The organism is Frigoribacterium sp. CFBP 8759 (assembly GCF_014841655.1).
Classification (GTDB): Bacteria; Actinomycetota; Actinomycetes; order Actinomycetales; family Microbacteriaceae; genus Frigoribacterium.
The window spans coordinates 697012-715119 of the sequence record NZ_JACYUH010000003.1; the positions used below are offsets into that span (position 1 = coordinate 697012).

The window sequence follows — 18108 nt, forward strand, 5'->3', positions numbered from 1 at the left end:
CTCCCGCAAGCGCCGACCACGTTCACGGGCCGTTCTCCGAGCAGCGCAGCTCGGTCCCATTTCGTGCTGCGTTGGTGGAGAGCCCTGAACTGCATGCGACGAGCGTTAGTCGCATCCTCGGACTCGCGTCACTGCTCTCCTCCATCTCACGTAACCAGGATGACCGTGAGGCGAGCGTCCACAACAGTCGCTTGACGCTTATGCGCCGTTCTGACCGGAGGGTCCTCAGCAACTCATGCCAGCGAGATGCCGCGCCCTGGCCTGGGCAATCCGCGACAGGGATTTTGAGGGCAATGCGGCAGCGGACGGCTTGGGGGCTGATGCGGATCTACCGGTTCCGCTCGCAGACGTTTGTGCACGGTGGTCAATGGGCCATGCATTGCGTTATTCAAGTGTTCGTCAGCAGCACCCGACGCGGTCTCGGGCCTGATCCCGGCAGCGGTAACCAGTTCCATCAAATCGTCGAGGTCGTGCTCGAGATATTCTCGGGCTGATGATCTATGGCCTGGCAGCTCTTGGTCACGGTGGTAATTCCGGATGAGGGGGCACCGAGGTCACCGATGCACGTCGCAAGCGGCGAGGCGGCAACGTGGTGGTGGTCCCGCTTGCGTGTCCCCGGAGCAAGGTGTAAGCCGTGCTTGAGAAGCCGTCTCAGGTCCGGGCCATCGAGGTCGCATAGCAGCAACTCGCCAAAGGTGTGGCGTTTTACCTCAACTTGCTCACCTCGCGCCGTCGACCTTCCTTGACTAGTTGGTCACAATGCGTGGGGATCGAGCGAGCCGGAGCGCACGCCATTCGGCCGAGCTTGTCAGCTCTCGGTGCCGATAGGGACGCTCACCGCTGACACCTCGATCGTGACGTCGGGCTCTATGGCGACGAGTACGTCCGGGTAGCTATCGAGAATGTCTGTGTGCAGATCAACATGCTTGCTGGCCTCGAGCGTGATGATCAGTGCGTACTTAAGTGGTTCACGTGATTTGCTGAGCGCGCCGGCGTCGCGGGCGTTGTAGTGAATGTCGAAGACGGGTCGGGCGATCGTCCTGCCGAGCATGCTGTCGGAGGCCCGCAGGACGGTTTCCCATTTGCCGTGCTGTGTTCGTAGTCCGTCCTCTGTCTCGTACTCGGATTGTGAGAAGAACGGTCGTGACTTGGGCGTCTTCGCGCCCTTGGCGTAGCTGTTGATGTCCGGCCTGAAAATAGGTTCGAGCGCCGCTCTTGTGTAGAGGTCAGGGGATTGCGCGTCGACAGGGCTCGCGAAGCAGAAGGTGGCTTTGAGCTGGACGGTTCCAGTGAGGCCGCCCGCCGGCAATGGCACTGTGGCTCGGATGTACTTGCCTGGCTTGACCTCGCCCTGGTAGACGATGTGGGCAACTCCATCCGGGGCGACCACTACCGCTCCCAGATCTTCGGGGAGTTTGCCCCATCCGACGTCGTCTCGCTCGAGCCCGCCGTCCTGCGCGGCGTGAATGAGGAGGCCGCGAATGGCGAGTGTGGAGAGATCCGCTCCTAGGAGCTGCCGGATAGAGACGGCTTGGCGGAGGGCCAGCGGCGCCGCCAGGCTGGTTCCTGTTCCGTCGACTGCTGTCGTGCAAGAGGCGGAGTTAAGGACACGGAATGGGCTGACTGCGCTGCCCCCGAATGCCAGGAGATCAGGCTTGACTCGGCCAGGTAGACGGCCAGGTCCGACTGCCGAGTAGGTGGCTCGGCCCCAGATGCTGCCAGGCTGATCTGACGCACCCACGGACAGCACGTTGACCGCATCTCCAGGTACTAGTAGTCGAGCGTTACCGGATGATCGGTCGAGATGCCCATTGTTCCCCACTGCGACCGTCATGAGCGTCTGCGCGTCCTTGAGTAGGTCGTCCAGGACGGCCGTCCAGGCGTGGACCTCGCCGTCTTCGATGGGGAGGTCTGGGCCCAAGCTCAGGTTGATGAAGTCGTAGGCGTTGGACAGGACGATGTCTTCGACGTGGGCCAGGGTTTGGTAAAGCTCAAAGGCATCCTCAGCGAGCGTGGATTCATCGAGGACCCGAATGACGGCGATCTTTCCGGGAGGGGCGGGCAAGGCGCCGTCTTCGCCGATGGGGCCGAAGAGGAAAGCAGAGGCGACTGCAAGGCCATGCTGTTCGAAGCCGAGAACGCTCCTGGCGGCCGGGTTCATCTCGCGGTAGCTCGAGACCCAGGGCCCCAAGGCGTGACCTTCGGGCAGCCCGCCATCGAGGATGGCGACTCGAAGGTTGTCATGGTTCGCCGGAGGTGTCGGGAGCGTCACCTTCCTCAGTCCTGTCGTGACCTCGGCACGTTCCGCTGGAGAGACGGTGAGCCTGGGCATCGCACGCGCGACTCGGACCGTGGTGAAACCCGCAAGGCGCTCAACGGCATCCCGTGTTCCCCTCGAAGGGACGAACCACAGATCTCCGGCCTCGAACGCAAGGTCCTCCCTGACGTCGAGGCCCAGCTCACGAGCAGTCTCAAGGAACAGGAACTGGTTGTCCGGGGCGATGGCGCTGGAAGGCTTGTGCAGAACGACTTCGAAGCTTTCCTGGGTCGAGGGGGACTCTGACGGAGATGACCCCATGCGCATCTTGTCGAAGGCCTTGAAGGGTTCGATGAGTTCGATTTGCCGAACCTCATCGAATTCCGGGCCCATGCTTGATCCGATCAAGCGGTCACGAAGTGCCAAGAATGCATCGGCGGTTCCTGCAACGAACATCTCCGAGGAGACATATGGGTCCTCCACGGATTTCGCTCCCACGTGAGCCTCGACATGGACAACTCGCTCACGGCTACCTACAACTTCCAAGGCGGAATGCTGGAGTAGGCGGCTCGGAAAGTACGATTTCGCGATGTAGGCCGGATGGAGTACGAAGCGAACGACGTGCGCTTCGTTCGGGGCAACTACCTCCGCTGCCGTGAAGCTTTCTAGGGCCGCAGTGAGCTGCGGCGCGAGACGAGCCCGAGCCTCTTCGACCGTGTAGGGATGATCCTTCTCGATTCGGCGTGGTGGAGGACCGAGAGGCTCGGTGAGCAGCTCACCGCGACCAATGAGGTAGTTGTTCGTCGACATCAATCATTCCCATGAGTATTTTTCGTTTGCTTACGAAGCGTGTCTCGTGAGACGCCGGTTAGCGTCGAGGCGCGCCGCTGGGAGACTTGTCCAGTAGCAACTAGCTTGTGGGCAACATCCCGTTGGGTTGCTTTCGGCAGGCGCTCCAGCTCCGATTTGACAAGTTCTCGCACGAGCCTTTCCGCCGGGGTGTTGTCGAGGATGCGCCACTTTCGAAGGCTCAGGAGCGATCGTTCGATGTCGCTAAAGGATTTGCCGGCGAAAACGACTTCAAAGACGTCCGTGTACTGCCCAAGCTCAGGGTCGTCGGCGAGGAACCGATTAATGGCGTCGCGTAGTTCGGGGCCTGACGGGTTGGAAAATAGGATCTCCGCCCCGAAGCGGCGCCACAAGGCTGGGTCGATGATCTCGGGGTGATTCGTCGCTGCAAGCAGGAGGCTGGTTGAGGGCCAGTCATCTAGCTCTTGGAGCATGATCGTGACGAGCCGCTTCAGCTCGCCGACATCGGAGTCGTCTCCGCGTCGCTTCGCGATCGCATCAACTTCGTCAAGAAACAGTACGGACGGCTGTTGCTTTGCAGAGTCGAGGGCTGCCCTGAGGTTTGTTCCGGACTGGCCCAGCTTGCTGCTCATTACAGCAGTCAGGTCGAGGCTCAAGAGGGGAAGGTCGAGTTCAGCTGCTAGCCATCGTGCAGAGTGTGTCTTGCCGACCCCGGGAGGGCCGACGAACACTGCGGAACTGATTGGTTCCAGACCGTGCTTCCTGAGCGACTCGCCCCGCCGCCTCTCCATGAGTAAGCGGTCAAGTTGGTGGCGCAAGGCGGGGGCGAGTACGGGCGCACTGAGGCCGACGTCAGGCGAGACGGTTCGAAGTATGGCTAGGCCCTCACGGCCCGAGTCCAGGGCGTTCCCGAAGCGCATGGCGGGCTTTGAGAGAAGGGGAGCATTGAGTCGAGACGGCGCGACGGGTGGCGTTTCGGCAAGAACGCTTCTCAGCTCGTCCGCGAGGGTTGCGTCATCAATCCTGAGCGATCGAACGATGCGTGCCAGATACAGCCGCATGTCTTCGTCCTTGTGCTCGAGAGCAAGTCTCGCCAAGTGGACAAATTCCTCTCGATACATTCTGGAATCGTCCATGTTCTTCTCTCTCGCCCCACCAGCCATGGCATCAGATTAACACCCTGGTGGACTAGTTTTGGCCAGAACGATCAGATTCAGTCCAGTGCGGTCGGTAAGCTCCAGGCGTCGACCTCGTTCGAGAGCCGGCACTGGGCCACCAGGTCATCTGACACGGAACCGGGGTGAGGAAAGAGTGGCTACGTCAGACGCCGCAAGGGCAAAGCTCGCCATGATCGCTGCAAAGCGCGCCAGCATCGACACGGACATAGGGAAAGCGGAAAAGAGGAAAGGGCAGAAGGAGTCCGAGGCTGCGAACAGGAGCGGGCGGGCGCTGACGACGAAGTCCGCAAGTACTCGCAAGCAGCTAGAGGGGCAGGTTGCTTCGGCGCAACGGATGGTCGTCAGTGAGCAGCAGAAAATTGGTGGGCTGGCCAAGAAGCGCGCGGACCTCTCAAAGCAGGAGGCGGCGGCGACGCGTGACCTAAACGCCGCCCTTAAGCGAGAGCACGCGCTTGCTGCCCGGGAGGCCGATGCCGAACGCCGGCGACAAAATGATGAACGACGGGCTGCGGAACGGCAACGTCACCAAGACAGGCTCTCGGCACAAAGCGTGCAGTCGTCTTTCGGCGGTGGCAGTTCCCCGGGCACTGCGGCGCGTGACGCTGTTCCGCCCTTGACCAAACCGCAGATCGAGCCTCTGCGCATTCTCTACGGCACCGCGACCCCCAACGGTGAGCTGAAGCTGGGGGAGGAAATTCGTCGCGTGAAGCAAGCTGTGCAGGCTTCCCGAAACAGTGACCGAATTGAGATCCAGCACGTTTCGGAGGTTACGACAGGTGGTCTCCTCGATCAGCTCTCAGGTTTCCGCCCGCATGTTGTGCACTTCTCCGGACATGCCAGCCAGGACGTCCTTGTCTTTGACGATGGTTCCCCCGAGGGAGCAGAACGCGAAGTCCCCCTGGAGCTGTTCATGCGTGCGGTGTCTGCTCTAGACAATCCGCCTAAGCTCGTTGTCCTAAATGCGTGTGACGCAGGGGTCGACCTTGAACCTCTGTTGGCAGCCGTTCCCATGGCCATCGGCATGACGGCGCAGATAGGCGATGGAGACGCGGTGACGTTTGCGACCCGCTTCTACAGAGCCATTGCGGATGGTCAGTCCGTGGCGAGCGCTCTTGCCACCGCCATGGTCGAGATGGAGATGAATGGTTCTCCCGATTACGAGTTGCCGCGGCTCGTCCTCGCCGAAGGGGTCGATCCGGCTCTCGTGCAGCTCGTGCTCGAGAACGAGGCCTGAGAGCATGTCGTTTCGCCTTGGCCCACTGCGTTCTGGCGACTTCCCCGACCGACGCTTTCCATGCGGGTCGAGCGTCGAGAGGCTGATGGGCGTCGCAAGCTACGGTTCCAGAGGACGAGTGCCGCCCACAACAACGCCTCCCGCCGGGTGTGCCGGAAGATGAGGGCATGAACGTACCTACGACAGCAGCAGCCTTAGGTGTGTACTTGGGGCTCATCGTCCCAGGGGTCGTCTTTGTCGCGGTTCGCGTGCGGATGCGGGGTCACGAGCCGTCCGACATTCAGACCGGCTCGCAGCTGCTCCTTGCCTTCATCGTCAGCGTCGCCTTCGACGCCGTCTACGCGGTGTTTCTCGTCGGTCTCGTTGTTCAGCGGCTTCTGGACGCGCGCGATCCGTCGCCCTCTGAAGTCACGTGGTGGGCGGTTGCCTACTTGTGCCTCGCAATCCTTATCCCCACAGCGGTCGGTGTCGCCTTCTACAGCCCGACAGGGCCAGTGGCAAAGGTCCGTGAATGGATTCGGACCCACACCGAATCTCTGAAGTACGAGGCAACCCCGACCGCCTGGGACTACGCCACAACGTCAACGAAGGCGCGATGGGTTCGCGTTCGCACCGCTCCGGGCGAGTGGGTCGGGGGAGTTTATGGACCCGACTCGTACTTCGGCACCTACCCCCAGCCCAGGGATTTGTTCATCCAAGAGTCCTGGAGGATGGGCAGCGACGGGCGCTTCGTTAGTCGCGTCAAGAACACGGCCGGAGTCTGGGTCGCCATCCATGATGACTACATCGTGGAATGGCTGCTTGCGGACAAGGTTGGGACAGCCGCCTCATCAATCGAAGGAAATCATGAACGACCGTGACCAAGTGACGACCCCAAATGAGACATCCGCGGCTGGCACGCGAAACACGCGAGGCGCCCGGCCGAGGGCGGATGCCCCAGTGGAACGAGACGCACATGGCAATCCTGACTTCGGAACGCCTCCAACCGGAGGCGCTGGGGTGACACCCCCTCGGGAAAACGACTGAGGTCTGAGCGCGTGCCTGTGCGCTAGGTCATGCTGGTCTAAGCCACTGCCTCGTGAAGCGATGCAAGGCCAAAGTAGGGGGCGAGGCGCGACAGGCTTAGGTCAATTCTGTGGACCAGCTGCGCCCTGATTCGAGGCGCAGCAACCGCTCTTTCCAGGCGTCTCCCTCCGCCGCCATGACAGACGCTCCTGTGCGTCCCGACTTGAACCATGTCATGGCCATATGCAGCGCCGTCCTCGAAGTTGCGTCCGCGTAGCCTCGGACGCTGCCAATCGTGGCTGCGTGCAATGGCAGTCCATGATTGACCGCGTTCCGCACCCGCCTGAGCCGAGCACGGAGGAGGTCGGTTTCGAGCCACGCCTCTTCGAGCGCGCGCTGCTCGGATGGGATATCGGTGACGATCGCGATCGCGTCTTCGAAATCCGCGCGTTGCAGCTGGCTCATGGGCAGTTCTCGCACGTCGTCGGCTGCGGACAACACCCTTGCCATCGAGAACGTGGGGAGTCCTTGGCCTTGGACGTTGAATAAGTCGCGTAGCTCACGCGCCCGTTCCGCGCCCTCGTGGAATGAAGCGCCCACGAACGGGGCCATCGCGTGATTCGAAAGCCTACGATCGACGCGCTCCAGTGCCTCGCGGTACTGAAGCGACTCTGCAAGAGACTGCCCGGCCACGCCGAGGGCAGCGGCGATGAGTTCCAAGGCATGATCCTCGAGCGCCGTCGCCGTCCGCTCGCTTACGCGCCGTTCTCCGTAGAAGACGACAGCCCGGTGGTCAGTCATTCGCGCTTCACCGAGGGATGTCAGCGCTTCGACTAGCTGGTCCGGCATGGGACCATTCGAAAGGGCCTCGCCTAGTTGCTCGGCCACGTCCTTCAGTACCGTGCCCGTGACGCCCACTCCGTAACTGTCGAAGTCAGCAGGGGGCTCCGCTTCGTCGAGTCGTAGCCCCCAGGACCCGCCACGGACTTCGCCGTTCAGCAGGAGTGCGCTGGCCCCGGCGTCACGCCAAGGGACGCCGCCAGCTTCGACTGCCAGGCTGAGGACTGCGCCGACCTGCCGCTGGGCATCATCCAGAGCGCCAGCAAGCTTCCGTTCTCCGAGATCCACACGGACCAAAGTCAACCTGTGCTTGATTCCTTGCGCTGCGGTGTACAGGTCCTCCATCCACGGCATGTGCTTGCGAATTTCGCGCAGTTCCGCCTCCTCTTTGAGTGGAGTCGCTCCGTCGCCGAAAGCGTTGGGGAGTGCCCAGTCGGCACGGAAGAACGTCATCGGACCCGCGGTCTGTTGCATGTCCTCCACTGTCGCCCGGCGGAACACCAGCCAGGCCACGACCGCGCCCGCCGGCCTCGCGGTGAGGGCGTCTCTCGCTAGCTCAAGGCGGCGCTCATCCGTGAGTGGCTGAGGCAGGGCCCCGCGGTGCTGTCGCGCCAGTTTTTCTTCAGGCTCGATGAGGTAGCCCGCCGCTGTGCTGAGAACCGACAGGGGGCCATGAGCTGCCGGTCCGATCTGGGAGCACAGAATTGTCGACAGGCGGCGCAACGCTCTCGTTGTCGTGCTGGGGGACTGTGCCGCCGCGCAGAGGTCGTCGAACGACACATCGATGGCACCCTCTTCACGCCATGCGTCCCCGAGACGTGCTGCCGACTCAACAACGTCGGACCGGCTTTCCGCCGCTTCGAGGGCGCCAAGGGTTGGGTCCAAGAGGGACCGAAGCCCTGGGCCAAGAAGCTTGGTCTGCTCTTCAATCTCGCGTGCCAGCGAGGCGCGCGTCTTGGCTGTCGCCGGACTTTTCTGCCAAGACCTGTCGGTGAGCGCACGCGCATAAGCGGCCAGTTCCGACACCGCCTCCCCGAGCGCGTACGGAGCAGGGTCCCGGTGGCCTCGGGGGAGAACCTCGGCCACGGACACCAGCCACGGACTCACGTCAGCGATTGGAGCAACACGAACCATCTCAAAACCTCTCCCAGCTTTCAGCAGTCCAGGCGGCCACGATACTTAGGGCATGAAAGCGCTATGCCTGGCGCTCCCTTAGGAGTATGCCCAACGGATGTCACGCTCTCCAACAGCCCAGTAACTGGGCGGCAAATGGGGTTTTGTGGATAGGCCGCATCGAGACGGCTCTTCCCTCCCCGGGAGGGGCCGTTTCTCGTCCTCGCCCCACGTTCTGGGGCATCGCCTTCTCCCCGATGGAGGCCCGGTCGCCCTAGCCTTGGGTCATGAGCGTCAGTCAGTTGGGCAACGACACCCTGCGCCCCAGCGTCTGGGGCGACTCCGGCCTCCTCGCGCGGGTCATGTCGGCCGGCTCGCGACGTCACGTCGCCCTGCTCAAGCAGGGCTTCGTCTTCCTCTTCGTGTTGCTCGCCGCGGTCGTGAGCACGCTCATCCCGTGGTTGCCCGTCAGCGATGCACCGAGCATGTGGGCCGGCGTCTTCGCCGCGTTCTGCGGCGTCGTCTTCGCCTCGGTGGTCTCCCGGCGTCCCCGCCTGCTCACCTGGGAGATCGTCATCCCCGCCGCCGACTTCGTCGCGGTGGGCCTGCTCCGCTACGGAACGGGTGACAGCGGGTCCGTCTTCATCCCCATCATCCTGCTGCCGATTGTCTGGATCGCCGTGTGGCCGGGGCGGCTCAGCATCGTGTGGCTGCTGATCGGATCGGCGGTCACCTTCATGCTGCCGTTCGTGATCGAGCCGAGCGGACGCGCGCCCAGCGAGTTCATCCGCATCGCCTTCTCCCTGGCCATCTACGCCACCATCGGCCTCGCCATCAACGAGCTCGCCCGGCAGGCGAGCCGCAAGGTGGAGCTGTCCCGAGCGCAGCAGCACGCGGTCGAACGGGAGCTCGACCGGGCCGCGACCATCCAGCAGTCGCTCCTGCCACCGAAGACGAGCCTCCTTCCCGAGATGTTCGCCGTCCGGGGGAGGTGCATCCCCGCCCGCGCCGTCGGGGGCGACTTCTACGACTGGTATCCCACCCCGGACGGCATCGCCCTGACCGTGGGGGACGTCATGGGCAAAGGCGTCGGAGCGGGGATGATCGCCGCCGCCGTGCGTTCCGTCATCCGCAGTTCGTCGGACGATCTCGACCCCGCCGTGGCCCTGCGTCGTGCGACGACGGGCCTCGCGAGCGGCGACGGCGACGTCCAGTTCACCACGTGCTTCCACGCCCGCATCACGCCGTCGGGCGAGATCCGTTGGGCCGACGGCGGACACGGGCTGGCACTCATCCGGCGCGCCACCGGTCTCGTGGAGCGGCTGCAGTCGTCCGACCTCCCCATCGGCCTCGGGGACCGCTGGACGTCCTACGCCGACCAGCTGCACCCAGGCGACACGATCGTCTGCATCAGCGACGGGGTCCTCGACCTCTTCCCGGACGAACTGCACGCCTTCAGCCAGTTCCAACTGCTGCTCATCTCGTCCGGTGACCCGAGCGACATCGTGCAGAAGGTCGCCGAGCTGGTCGGCGACGACGAGCAGGCCGACGACGTCACCGTCGTCGCGGCGACGTTCGCCCCGGCTCTGACACGGGCGTGACGGGCGCCGTCGCCTCGTCCCGTGCCCGCCCCGGCGTCGTCTGGTAAGACAGGACGACGATGCCACACGACGACCTGCCCTCTTCCCCGCCTCCCGCCGTCGCTCCCGGACTCTTCGCCGAAGAGACGACCTCGGAGTCCACCCGCCTCGGCGAGATCCTCCGGAAGGAGACCGTGGGTGGGGTCGTCCTCGTCGTCGCCGCCGTCCTGGCGGTCGTGTGGGCGAACTCACCGCTCTCGGGGGCGTACTTCGCACTCCGGGACTTCGAGTTCGGCCCGGAGGGTCTCGGGCTGCACCTGAGCGTGGGGGAGTGGGCCGCGGACGGGCTCCTGGCGATCTTCTTCTTCCTCGTCGGGCTCGAGCTCAAACGGGAGTTCGTCGCCGGAGAGCTGCGGAAGGTCAGCAAGGCGATCGTGCCGGTGGCCGCCGCGTTCGGCGGAGTCCTCGTCCCCGCCCTGATCTTCACCGCCGTCAACGCCTCCGACCCGGAGGCGGTGCGGGGGTGGGCCATCCCCACCGCGACCGACATCGCCTTCGCCGTCGCGGTCCTCGCCATCGTGGGCTCGAGGTTGCCCAGCGCGCTGCGCATCTTCCTGCTGACCCTCGCCGTCGTGGACGACCTCATCGCCATCGGCATCATCGCGTTCGTCTACACCAGCGCGATCGAGGTCGTCCCGTTGGCACTCGCCATCGTGCCGCTCGCGGCGTACGTGTTCCTCACCCAGAGGTTCCGACGGTTCTTCGGCCTGCACCCCGCCGCGAACTGGTTCATCCTCCTGCCGGTCGCCGTCCTGGTGTGGGGGCTCATCCACGCCTCCGGGGTCCACGCCACCGTCGCCGGCGTCCTCCTCGGTTTCGCCGTCCCCGTCATCCGGAGCCAGGCCAGTGGCGGCCCGGATGCGGGACCGGGGCTCTCCGAGGTCTTCGAGCACCGCTTCCGGCCCATCTCCACCGGTTTCGCCGTCCCCGTGTTCGCGTTCTTCTCCGCAGGCGTCGCCTTCGGTGGCCTCGACGGCCTGAGGACGGCCCTCTCCAGTCCGGTCACGATCGGCATCATCGCCGCCCTCGTCCTCGGCAAACCCGTCGGCATCCTCGCGACGACGTGGATCACGACCAGGATCACCCGGGCAGAACTCGACCGGAGCATCAAGTGGGTGGACCTCACCGGCGTCGCCCTCCTCGGGGGCATCGGCTTCACCGTGTCCCTGCTCGTCGCCGAACTGAGCTACGGGCTCGGCAGCGCTCACGACGACGACGCCAAGGTGGCCATCCTCGTCGCGTCGGTGCTCGCCGCCGTCCTCGCGACGGCCGTCCTGCGACCCCGCAACCGGTACTACCGTCACCAGGATCGGTGACCCCGACGACGTCGTGATTGGGACGGCGGGCCCCTCAACCGTCACCATGGAGGCATGGCCACGACAACTCCGCCCCCTTCCGGGCCCCCCGCCGACCATCCCGCTTCCCTGACGGAGACCGTCTCGACCACCCCTCAACTGCGCCGCTGGGTCTTCTGGCCGGCCGCCGTCGTCGTCCTCGGCTTCGTCGCCTACACCCTGATCGCGCCCGCCTCGGCCGAGGCGCTGTTCCTCGGCCTGCAGAGCGGCATCGTCCGCAACTTCAGCTGGTACTACGTCCTGATCGCCGCCTTCTTCGTCGGCTTCAGCCTGTTCCTCGGGTTCAGCAGGTTCGGTGGCATCAAGCTGGGCAAGGACAAGGACGAGCCCGAGTTCTCGACCGGCTCGTGGTTCGCCCTCCTCTTCGCCGCGGGCATGGGCATCGGCCTCGTCTTCTACGGCGTCTCCGAGCCCCTCAGCCACTTCGCCTCGCCACGACCGGGCGTCACCGGCACCGAGGACCAGCTCGCGCAGCAGGCCCTGACCCAGACCTTCCTCCACTGGGGGCTGCACGCCTGGGCCATCTACGTCGTCCTCGGACTCGCCCTCGCCTACGCGATCCACCGGAGGGGTCGTCCCGTCTCCATCCGCTGGGCCCTCGAGCCCCTCCTCGGCAACCGCGTCCGCGGGGGCTGGGGCAACCTGATCGACGTCATCGCCCTCGTCGGCACGCTGTTCGGCGTCGCGACCTCGCTCGGCCTCGGCGTCATCCAGATCGGCGCCGGCCTCGAGGCGGCGGGCATCGCCGACAGCAGCATCGTGAGCCAGCTCGCGATCATCGCCGTCATCACGGCGGTCACCATCGTGTCGCTCGTCACCGGTGTGACCAAGGGCATGAAGATCCTCTCGAACTTCAACCTCATCCTCGCGGCCGCCCTGCTGCTGTTCATCCTGATCGTCGGACCCACGCAGTTCCTGTTGCGCGACTTCGTGCAGTCCATCGGCGCCTACCTGCAGAACGTCGTCGGGCTGTCCTTCAACGTCACCGCCCAGCAGGGCGCCGCCGGCGAGGAGTGGCAGGGCGCCTGGACCACGTTCTACTGGGGGTGGTGGATGTCGTGGGCGCCCTTCGTCGGCATCTTCATCGCCCGCATCTCGAAGGGCCGCACGGTCCGCCAGTTCGTCTTCGGCGTGCTGCTCGTCCCGACCGCCCTCACCTTCCTGTGGTTCGCCGTCCTCGGTGGTGCGGCCATCCACCAGCAGACCGACGGCTCGGGTGGCCTCGTCGGAGCCGACGGCTCGGTCGACGTCGAGGGGTCGCTCTTCGCCCTGCTCGGCGGCCTGCCCGCCGGGACGGTCCTGACCTTCGGCGCGATCCTGCTCATCGGCGTGTTCTTCGTCACCTCGTCGGACTCCGGATCGCTCGTCATGGCGATGATCGCGTCGGGCGGCGACATCGAGCCGAAGAACTGGCTCCGGGTGTTCTTCGCCCTGGTGGCCGCCCTGCTCGCCGTCGCGCTCCTCCTGACCGGCGGTCTGGACGCCCTGAAGACCGCGGCGATCACGACGGCGCTGCCGTTCAGCATCGTCCTGCTGTTGACCTGTTGGTCGACGATCATCGCCTTCACCCGCGAACGTCGTGCGTACGACAAGGCCGAGCGCGACGTCCTCCTGGAGCACGTCGGCGCGTACTACGGGCTCGAGGTCGACGCCCCGACCCAGGCCGGTGGCACACGACTCGCCCGCCCCTGGGAGGCGGTCAGACGCCGGGTCCGGGGTGGCCGTGACGCCTCCCCGGTGAGCCGGGCGACGTCAGCCTCGGCCGTCGTCGCCGAGCCTCCGCTCCAGGTCGACGTCGTGTCGCCCGACCCGGCCGTCGACGGTCGGCTCGACACGCCCGGCGACACCGGACAGGACGGGTCGACCGGACGCTGACCCCACCGCTCTGCCCACGACGGGCGTCGTCTCCCCGGAGGCGGCGCCCGTCGTCGTCCCGGCGCCTCGTCGGTCCCGTCGCGCCCGGGTCAGGCCAGTCGGCGGATCATGTACCGCAGGTCTAGCCACTCGCCGAACTTCGTGCCGACCTCGCGTAGCACGCCGGCGTCCTCGAAGCCGAGCGACGCGTGCAGCCGCACCGACGCCTCGTTGCCCGCCTCGATCAGGGCCACCATGACGTGCAGCTCGTCCCGCGTGGCCCGCTCGACGAGTTCGGCCATCAGCGCTCGTCCGAGTCCCTTGCCCTGTTGCCCCGGACGCACGTAGACCGAGTTCTCGCAGGTGTGCCGGTAGCCGTCCTTGGCATGGAACGGCCCGTAGCTGCCGTAGCCGAGCACCTCGTCGCCGTCCACCGCGACGATCGCGCTGCACCGCGCCTCCTGATGGCTGGTCAGCCACTCGCGCCGACCCTCGAGGGTCGGCGTGACGTCGGTCCAGATGGCCCGGGAGTGCGCCACGGCGTCGGCGTGGATCTCGAGGACGCCGGGCAGGTCGGCCTCGGTCGCGGTGCGGATCTGCATGCCGACGAGCCTAGGAGACGTCTCGCGGCCTCCGCCAGCACGCTTCCCCGGCGGCTCGAAGGCTGCCGCCCGTAGGCTGGCGAGCGTGTCGACACGCATCTACATCACCTCTGCCGAAGGCCACACGGGCAAGTCCACGATCGCCTTGGGCGTGCTCGACACGCTCAGCCACGAGGTGGGACGGGTGGGGGTGTTCCGACCCGTCGCCCGCTCGACCGACGAGCGCGACTACGTGCTCGAACTCCTGCTGTCGCACGACAGCGTCGACCTGGCCTACGACGAGTGCGTCGGCGTCAGCTACGACGCGGTGCACGCCGATCCCGATGCCGCGCTCGCCACCATCGTGAGCCGCTTCGCCGCCGTCGAGCGGCAGTGCGACGCGGTCGTGGTGATCGGTTCCGACTACACCGACGTCGGCAGCCCCACCGAGCTGTCGTACAACGCCCGCATCGCGGCCAACCTCGGCGCGCCCGTGCTGCTGGTGCTCGGCGGCCGCAGCGCCGACGGCCAGACGCGGCGCTCGGGCGCCGACATGCGCCAGGTCGCCGAACTGACCACCGCCGAGCTGCGCTCCGAGCACGCGAGCCTGCTGGCCGTCGTCGCCAACCGGGTCGATCCCGACCACCTCGACGAGGTCGTCGACGGCATCGGCCACGCCCTCGAGGCGTCACCCACCGGGCGGGTCCCGATCTGGACGCTGCCGGAGGACCGCGTCCTCGTCGCCCCGACGATGCGCGCCGTGCTGCAGGCCACCGGTGCGACCCTGCTGCGCGGCGACGACGCCCTGCTCGACCGAGAGGCGCTCGGCGTCGTCGTGGCGGCCATGTCGATGGAGAACGTGCTGCCGCGACTCACCGAGGGTGCCGTCGTCGTGGTGCCGGGCGACCGCTCCGACGTGCTCGTCGCGACGGTGCTCGCCCACGCCTCCGAGACCTTCCCGTCGCTCGCCGGCATCGTGCTCAACGGTGGGTTCGCCCTCGCCCCGCAGGTCGAGCGCCTGCTCGAGGGGCTCGACAGCCCGCTGCCGATCGCGACCACGAGCACCGGCACCTACGACACGGCCCTCGCCATCACGCAGACCCGCGGGCGCCTCGCCGCCGACTCGCCACGCAAGTACGACCTCGCCCTGGCCCTCTTCGAGACGCACGTCGACGGGGCCGAGCTGTTGCGCCTCCTGCAGGTCAGCCCGTCCGGGGTGGTGACGCCCCTGATGTTCGAGTACCAGCTGCTCGAGCGGGCGCGGGGGGCGCAGAAGCACATCGTCATGCCCGAGGGCGACGACGACCGGGTGCTGCGGGCCGCGTCCACCCTGTTGCAGCGCGGCGTCGCCGCCATCACGCTGCTCGGCGACGAGACGGCCATCCGCGCCCGGGGCGCCGAGCTCGGTCTCGACCTCGCCACCGCCCGCGTGCTCGACCCGTTCGACCCCAGCCTGCAGGTGCTCTTCGCGACCGAGTACGCCAAGCTGCGGGCCCACAAGGGCATCGCGGTCTCCCAGGCGATGGACACCGTGACCGACGTCTCGTACTTCGGCACGATGATGGTGAAGCTCGGCCTCGCCGACGGCATGGTGTCGGGCGCCAAGCACACCACGGCGCACACCATCCGGCCCGCCTTCGAGGTCATCAAGACGCTGCCCGACGTCGGCGTCGTGTCGAGCGTGTTCCTCATGGCGCTCGCCGACCGGGTGCTGGTCTACGGCGACTGCGCCGTCATCCCCGACCCGACCGCCGAGCAACTCGCCGACATCGCGATCTCGTCGGCGCAGACCGCACAGCAGTTCGGCATCGAGCCCCGCGTCGCCATGTTGAGCTACAGCACGGGCGACAGCGGCTCGGGTGCGGACGTCGAGAAGGTCCGCGCCGCCACGGCACTCGTCCGCGAACGCCGACCCGACCTGCTCGTCGAGGGGCCGATCCAGTACGACGCCGCGGCCGACCCGACGGTGGCCGCCGCCAAGATGCCGGAGTCCGAGGTCGCCGGTCGGGCGACGGTGTTCATCTTCCCCGACCTCAACACGGGCAACAACACGTACAAGGCCGTGCAGCGCAGTGCGGGTGCGGTCGCGATCGGCCCCATCCTGCAGGGCCTCCGCAAGCCGATCAACGACCTGTCCCGCGGGGCCCTCGTCGGAGACATCGTCAACACCGTCGCCATCACGGCCATCCAGGCCGGCACGCAGGCCGCCGCCGCCGCCGTCACCAGCACCGAAGGAGCCTCCTCGTGAGCACCGTCCTCGTCGTCAACTCCGGCTCGTCGTCGTTCAAGTACCAGCTGATCGAGCTCGAGGGCGAGCGCACGCTCGCGAGCGGTCTCGTCGAGCGCATCGGCGAGGACGTCGGGTCGACCCGTCACCGCAACGAGGTCACGGGCGACGAGACCCGCAACGACACCCAGCCGATCGCCGACCACGCCGCCGGCTTCGCCGCGATGCTGACCGCCTTCGAGGCGCACGGCCCGTCCTTCGCCGAGTACCCGCCGGTCGCGGTGGGCCACCGCGTCGTCCACGGCGGAGAGGAGTTCGACCGCGCGACGGTCGTCACGCCCGACGTCGAGAAGGCGATCGACCGCCTGTCGGCCCTCGCCCCGCTGCACAACCCGGCCAACCTGCAGGGCATCCGCGCGGCCCGGGAGGCCTTCCCCGACGTCCCCCACGTCGCGGTCTTCGACACGGCGTTCCACCAGACGCTCGCCCCCGCCGCCTACACCTACGCGATCGACGCCGAGCTGGCGAAGAAGCACCACGTTCGTCGCTTCGGCTTCCACGGCACGTCGCACAAGTACGTGAGCGAGAAGACCGCCGAGTTCCTCGGTCGCCCCCTGGCCGAGCTGAAGACCATCGTGCTGCACCTCGGCAACGGCGCGTCGGCCGCCGCGATCGACGGCGGACGGTCCATCGACACGAGCATGGGCATGACGCCCCTCGAGGGGCTCGTCATGGGCACGCGCTCGGGTGACATCGATCCCGCGGCCGTGTTCCACCTCCACCGTGAGGCGGGACTCGACTTCGCCGAGCTCGAGACGTTGCTCAACAAGGGCAGCGGGCTGCTCGGCCTCACCGGCAGCGGCGACATGCGCGACGTGCAGGACAGCGCGTCCCGGGGCGACGCCGTGTCCGAGGCGGCGCTGGCCGTCTACCGGCACCGCCTGCGGCACTACATCGGTGCCTACGTCGCCCAGCTCGGGGGACTCGACGCCGTCGTCTTCACGGCAGGGGTCGGCGAGAACAACGCCCTGCTGCGTCGTCGGACGCTCATGGGCCTGGAGTTCTTCGGCATCCACGTCGACGAAGACCGCAACGAGCTCGCGTCCCGCGAGGCGCGGTACATCTCGCCCGAGGGGTCGAGGGTGTCCGTCCTCGTCGTCCCCACGAACGAAGAACTCGAGATCGCCCGACAGGCCGCCGCCCTCAGCTGAGGCGTCTGCGGGTACACGACCCGACCGACCCTCGGACGGGGGAGAGCCCCGGTGCGCTGGTCGCGCCTCCGGGGCTCTCGTCCGTCACTCCGTGGTCGGGGGACGACCAGGAGGCGCGGGTCAGTACTTGATGGTCGCCAGCGCGTCCGAGACGGTGACGTCGCCCGAGACGGCCTCGAACTGCGTCTTGACGGCGGTGCCCTCGATCAGCGCCGTGGCGATGATCTCGGCCACGTCCGCGCGGGGGATGCTGCCGCGCTCGACGGTCGTGCCGACCGTGACCTGGCCGGTGCCGGCGTCGTCGGTCAGGCCACCGGGGCGGACGATCGTCCAGTCCAGGCTCTCGCGACGGCGGAGGTCGGCGTCGGCCTCGCTCTTCGCACGCATGTACACCTGGTACACGTCGTCGTCGTTCGCGGCGGGCAGCTCGGCGCGCGCCGGGTCGAAGTCGTCCGTGCCGATGGCCGAGACCATGACGTAGCGCGTGACGCCCGCCTTCTCGGCGGCGTCGGCCAGGAGGACGGCCCCGTCGCGGTCGATGGTCAGCTTGCGCTCGGCGCCGCTGCCGCCGCCGCCGCCCGCGGCGAACACGACGGCGTCGGCCCCGTCGAGGTGGCCGGCGAGCGTGTCGACGTCGGTCCGTTCGAGGTCGAGGACGAGGGCACGGGCCCCCGCGGCCTCGAGGTCGGCGGTGTGGTCGGGGTTGCGGACGATGCCGACGGGGTCGTGCCCGGCGTCGGCGAGTCGGCGTTCGAGGAGCTGGGCGATCTTGCCGTGTCCTCCGGCGATGACGATTCTCATGC

General features: G+C 66.8%; 12 protein-coding genes. 7 read left to right on the forward strand and 5 right to left on the reverse strand.

The window, feature by feature from the left end; translation table 11 throughout:
* Positions 1–808 precede the first annotated feature (808 nt).
* Positions 809–3067 (reverse strand): S8 family peptidase, encoded by a 2259-nt coding sequence (locus IFT79_RS13425; RefSeq protein WP_192124674.1) that lies wholly within the window; start codon positions 3065–3067, stop codon positions 809–811.
* The gene (locus IFT79_RS13430) at positions 3067–4230 is read right to left on the reverse strand and encodes an AAA family ATPase (protein ID WP_199859680.1); all 1164 of its coding nucleotides are present in this window, start codon (positions 4228–4230) and stop codon (positions 3067–3069) included. Before IFT79_RS13430 ends, IFT79_RS13425 begins: the two co-directional genes overlap by 1 nt.
* Before the next feature lie 184 nt (positions 4231–4414).
* Here IFT79_RS13430 and IFT79_RS13435 point away from each other — a divergent pair, with 184 nt between their 5' ends.
* Together IFT79_RS13435 and IFT79_RS13440 are read left to right on the forward strand one after the other, a co-directional pair.
* Positions 4415–5479 carry a CHAT domain-containing protein gene (locus tag IFT79_RS13435; protein ID WP_192124676.1) on the forward strand — a complete coding sequence of 355 codons (1065 nt, stop codon included), beginning with the start codon at positions 4415–4417 and terminating at the stop codon, positions 5477–5479.
* A gap of 167 nt (positions 5480–5646) precedes the next feature.
* The gene (locus IFT79_RS13440; RefSeq protein WP_192124678.1) at positions 5647–6339 is read left to right on the forward strand and encodes a DUF6338 family protein; all 693 of its coding nucleotides are present in this window, start codon (positions 5647–5649) and stop codon (positions 6337–6339) included.
* A gap of 262 nt (positions 6340–6601) precedes the next feature.
* Here IFT79_RS13440 and IFT79_RS13445 read toward each other — a convergent pair whose 3' ends face one another.
* Complete coding sequence (locus IFT79_RS13445) at positions 6602–8431, reverse strand: hypothetical protein (RefSeq protein ID WP_192124680.1); 1830 nt, start codon at positions 8429–8431, stop codon at positions 6602–6604.
* A gap of 293 nt (positions 8432–8724) precedes the next feature.
* Between IFT79_RS13445 and IFT79_RS13450 the strand changes: the two genes are divergently transcribed.
* From IFT79_RS13450 to IFT79_RS13460, 3 genes are read left to right on the forward strand one after another with little or no spacing between them, the layout of a single operon-like run.
* Positions 8725–10038, forward strand: coding sequence for a PP2C family protein-serine/threonine phosphatase (locus IFT79_RS13450; protein ID WP_123570498.1), 1314 nt, complete (start codon positions 8725–8727; stop codon positions 10036–10038).
* A gap of 59 nt (positions 10039–10097) precedes the next feature.
* On the forward strand, positions 10098–11393 hold the full coding sequence (nhaA, locus tag IFT79_RS13455) for a Na+/H+ antiporter NhaA (protein WP_056046486.1): 1296 nt from the start codon (positions 10098–10100) through the stop codon (positions 11391–11393).
* A gap of 54 nt (positions 11394–11447) precedes the next feature.
* Positions 11448–13307 (forward strand): BCCT family transporter, encoded by a 1860-nt coding sequence (locus IFT79_RS13460; RefSeq protein WP_192124682.1) that lies wholly within the window; start codon positions 11448–11450, stop codon positions 13305–13307.
* An 89-nt stretch (positions 13308–13396) separates the two neighbouring features.
* Here IFT79_RS13460 and IFT79_RS13465 read toward each other — a convergent pair whose 3' ends face one another.
* On the reverse strand, positions 13397–13888 hold the full coding sequence (locus tag IFT79_RS13465) for a GNAT family N-acetyltransferase (RefSeq protein WP_192124684.1): 492 nt from the start codon (positions 13886–13888) through the stop codon (positions 13397–13399).
* Positions 13889–13973: 85 nt separating this feature from the next.
* Between IFT79_RS13465 and pta the strand changes: the two genes are divergently transcribed.
* Positions 13974–16115 carry a phosphate acetyltransferase gene (pta, locus tag IFT79_RS13470; RefSeq protein WP_173151283.1) on the forward strand — a complete coding sequence of 714 codons (2142 nt, stop codon included), beginning with the start codon at positions 13974–13976 and terminating at the stop codon, positions 16113–16115.
* Entirely contained in the window at positions 16112–17305 is a 1194-nt protein-coding gene (locus IFT79_RS13475; RefSeq protein WP_192124686.1) for an acetate/propionate family kinase, read from the forward strand. Before pta ends, IFT79_RS13475 begins: the two co-directional genes overlap by 4 nt.
* Before the next feature lie 120 nt (positions 17306–17425).
* Here the strand turns inward: IFT79_RS13475 and IFT79_RS13480 are convergent, their stop codons facing one another.
* Complete coding sequence (locus IFT79_RS13480; protein WP_192124688.1) at positions 17426–18106, reverse strand: SDR family oxidoreductase; 681 nt, start codon at positions 18104–18106, stop codon at positions 17426–17428.
* Positions 18107–18108 lie beyond the last annotated feature (2 nt).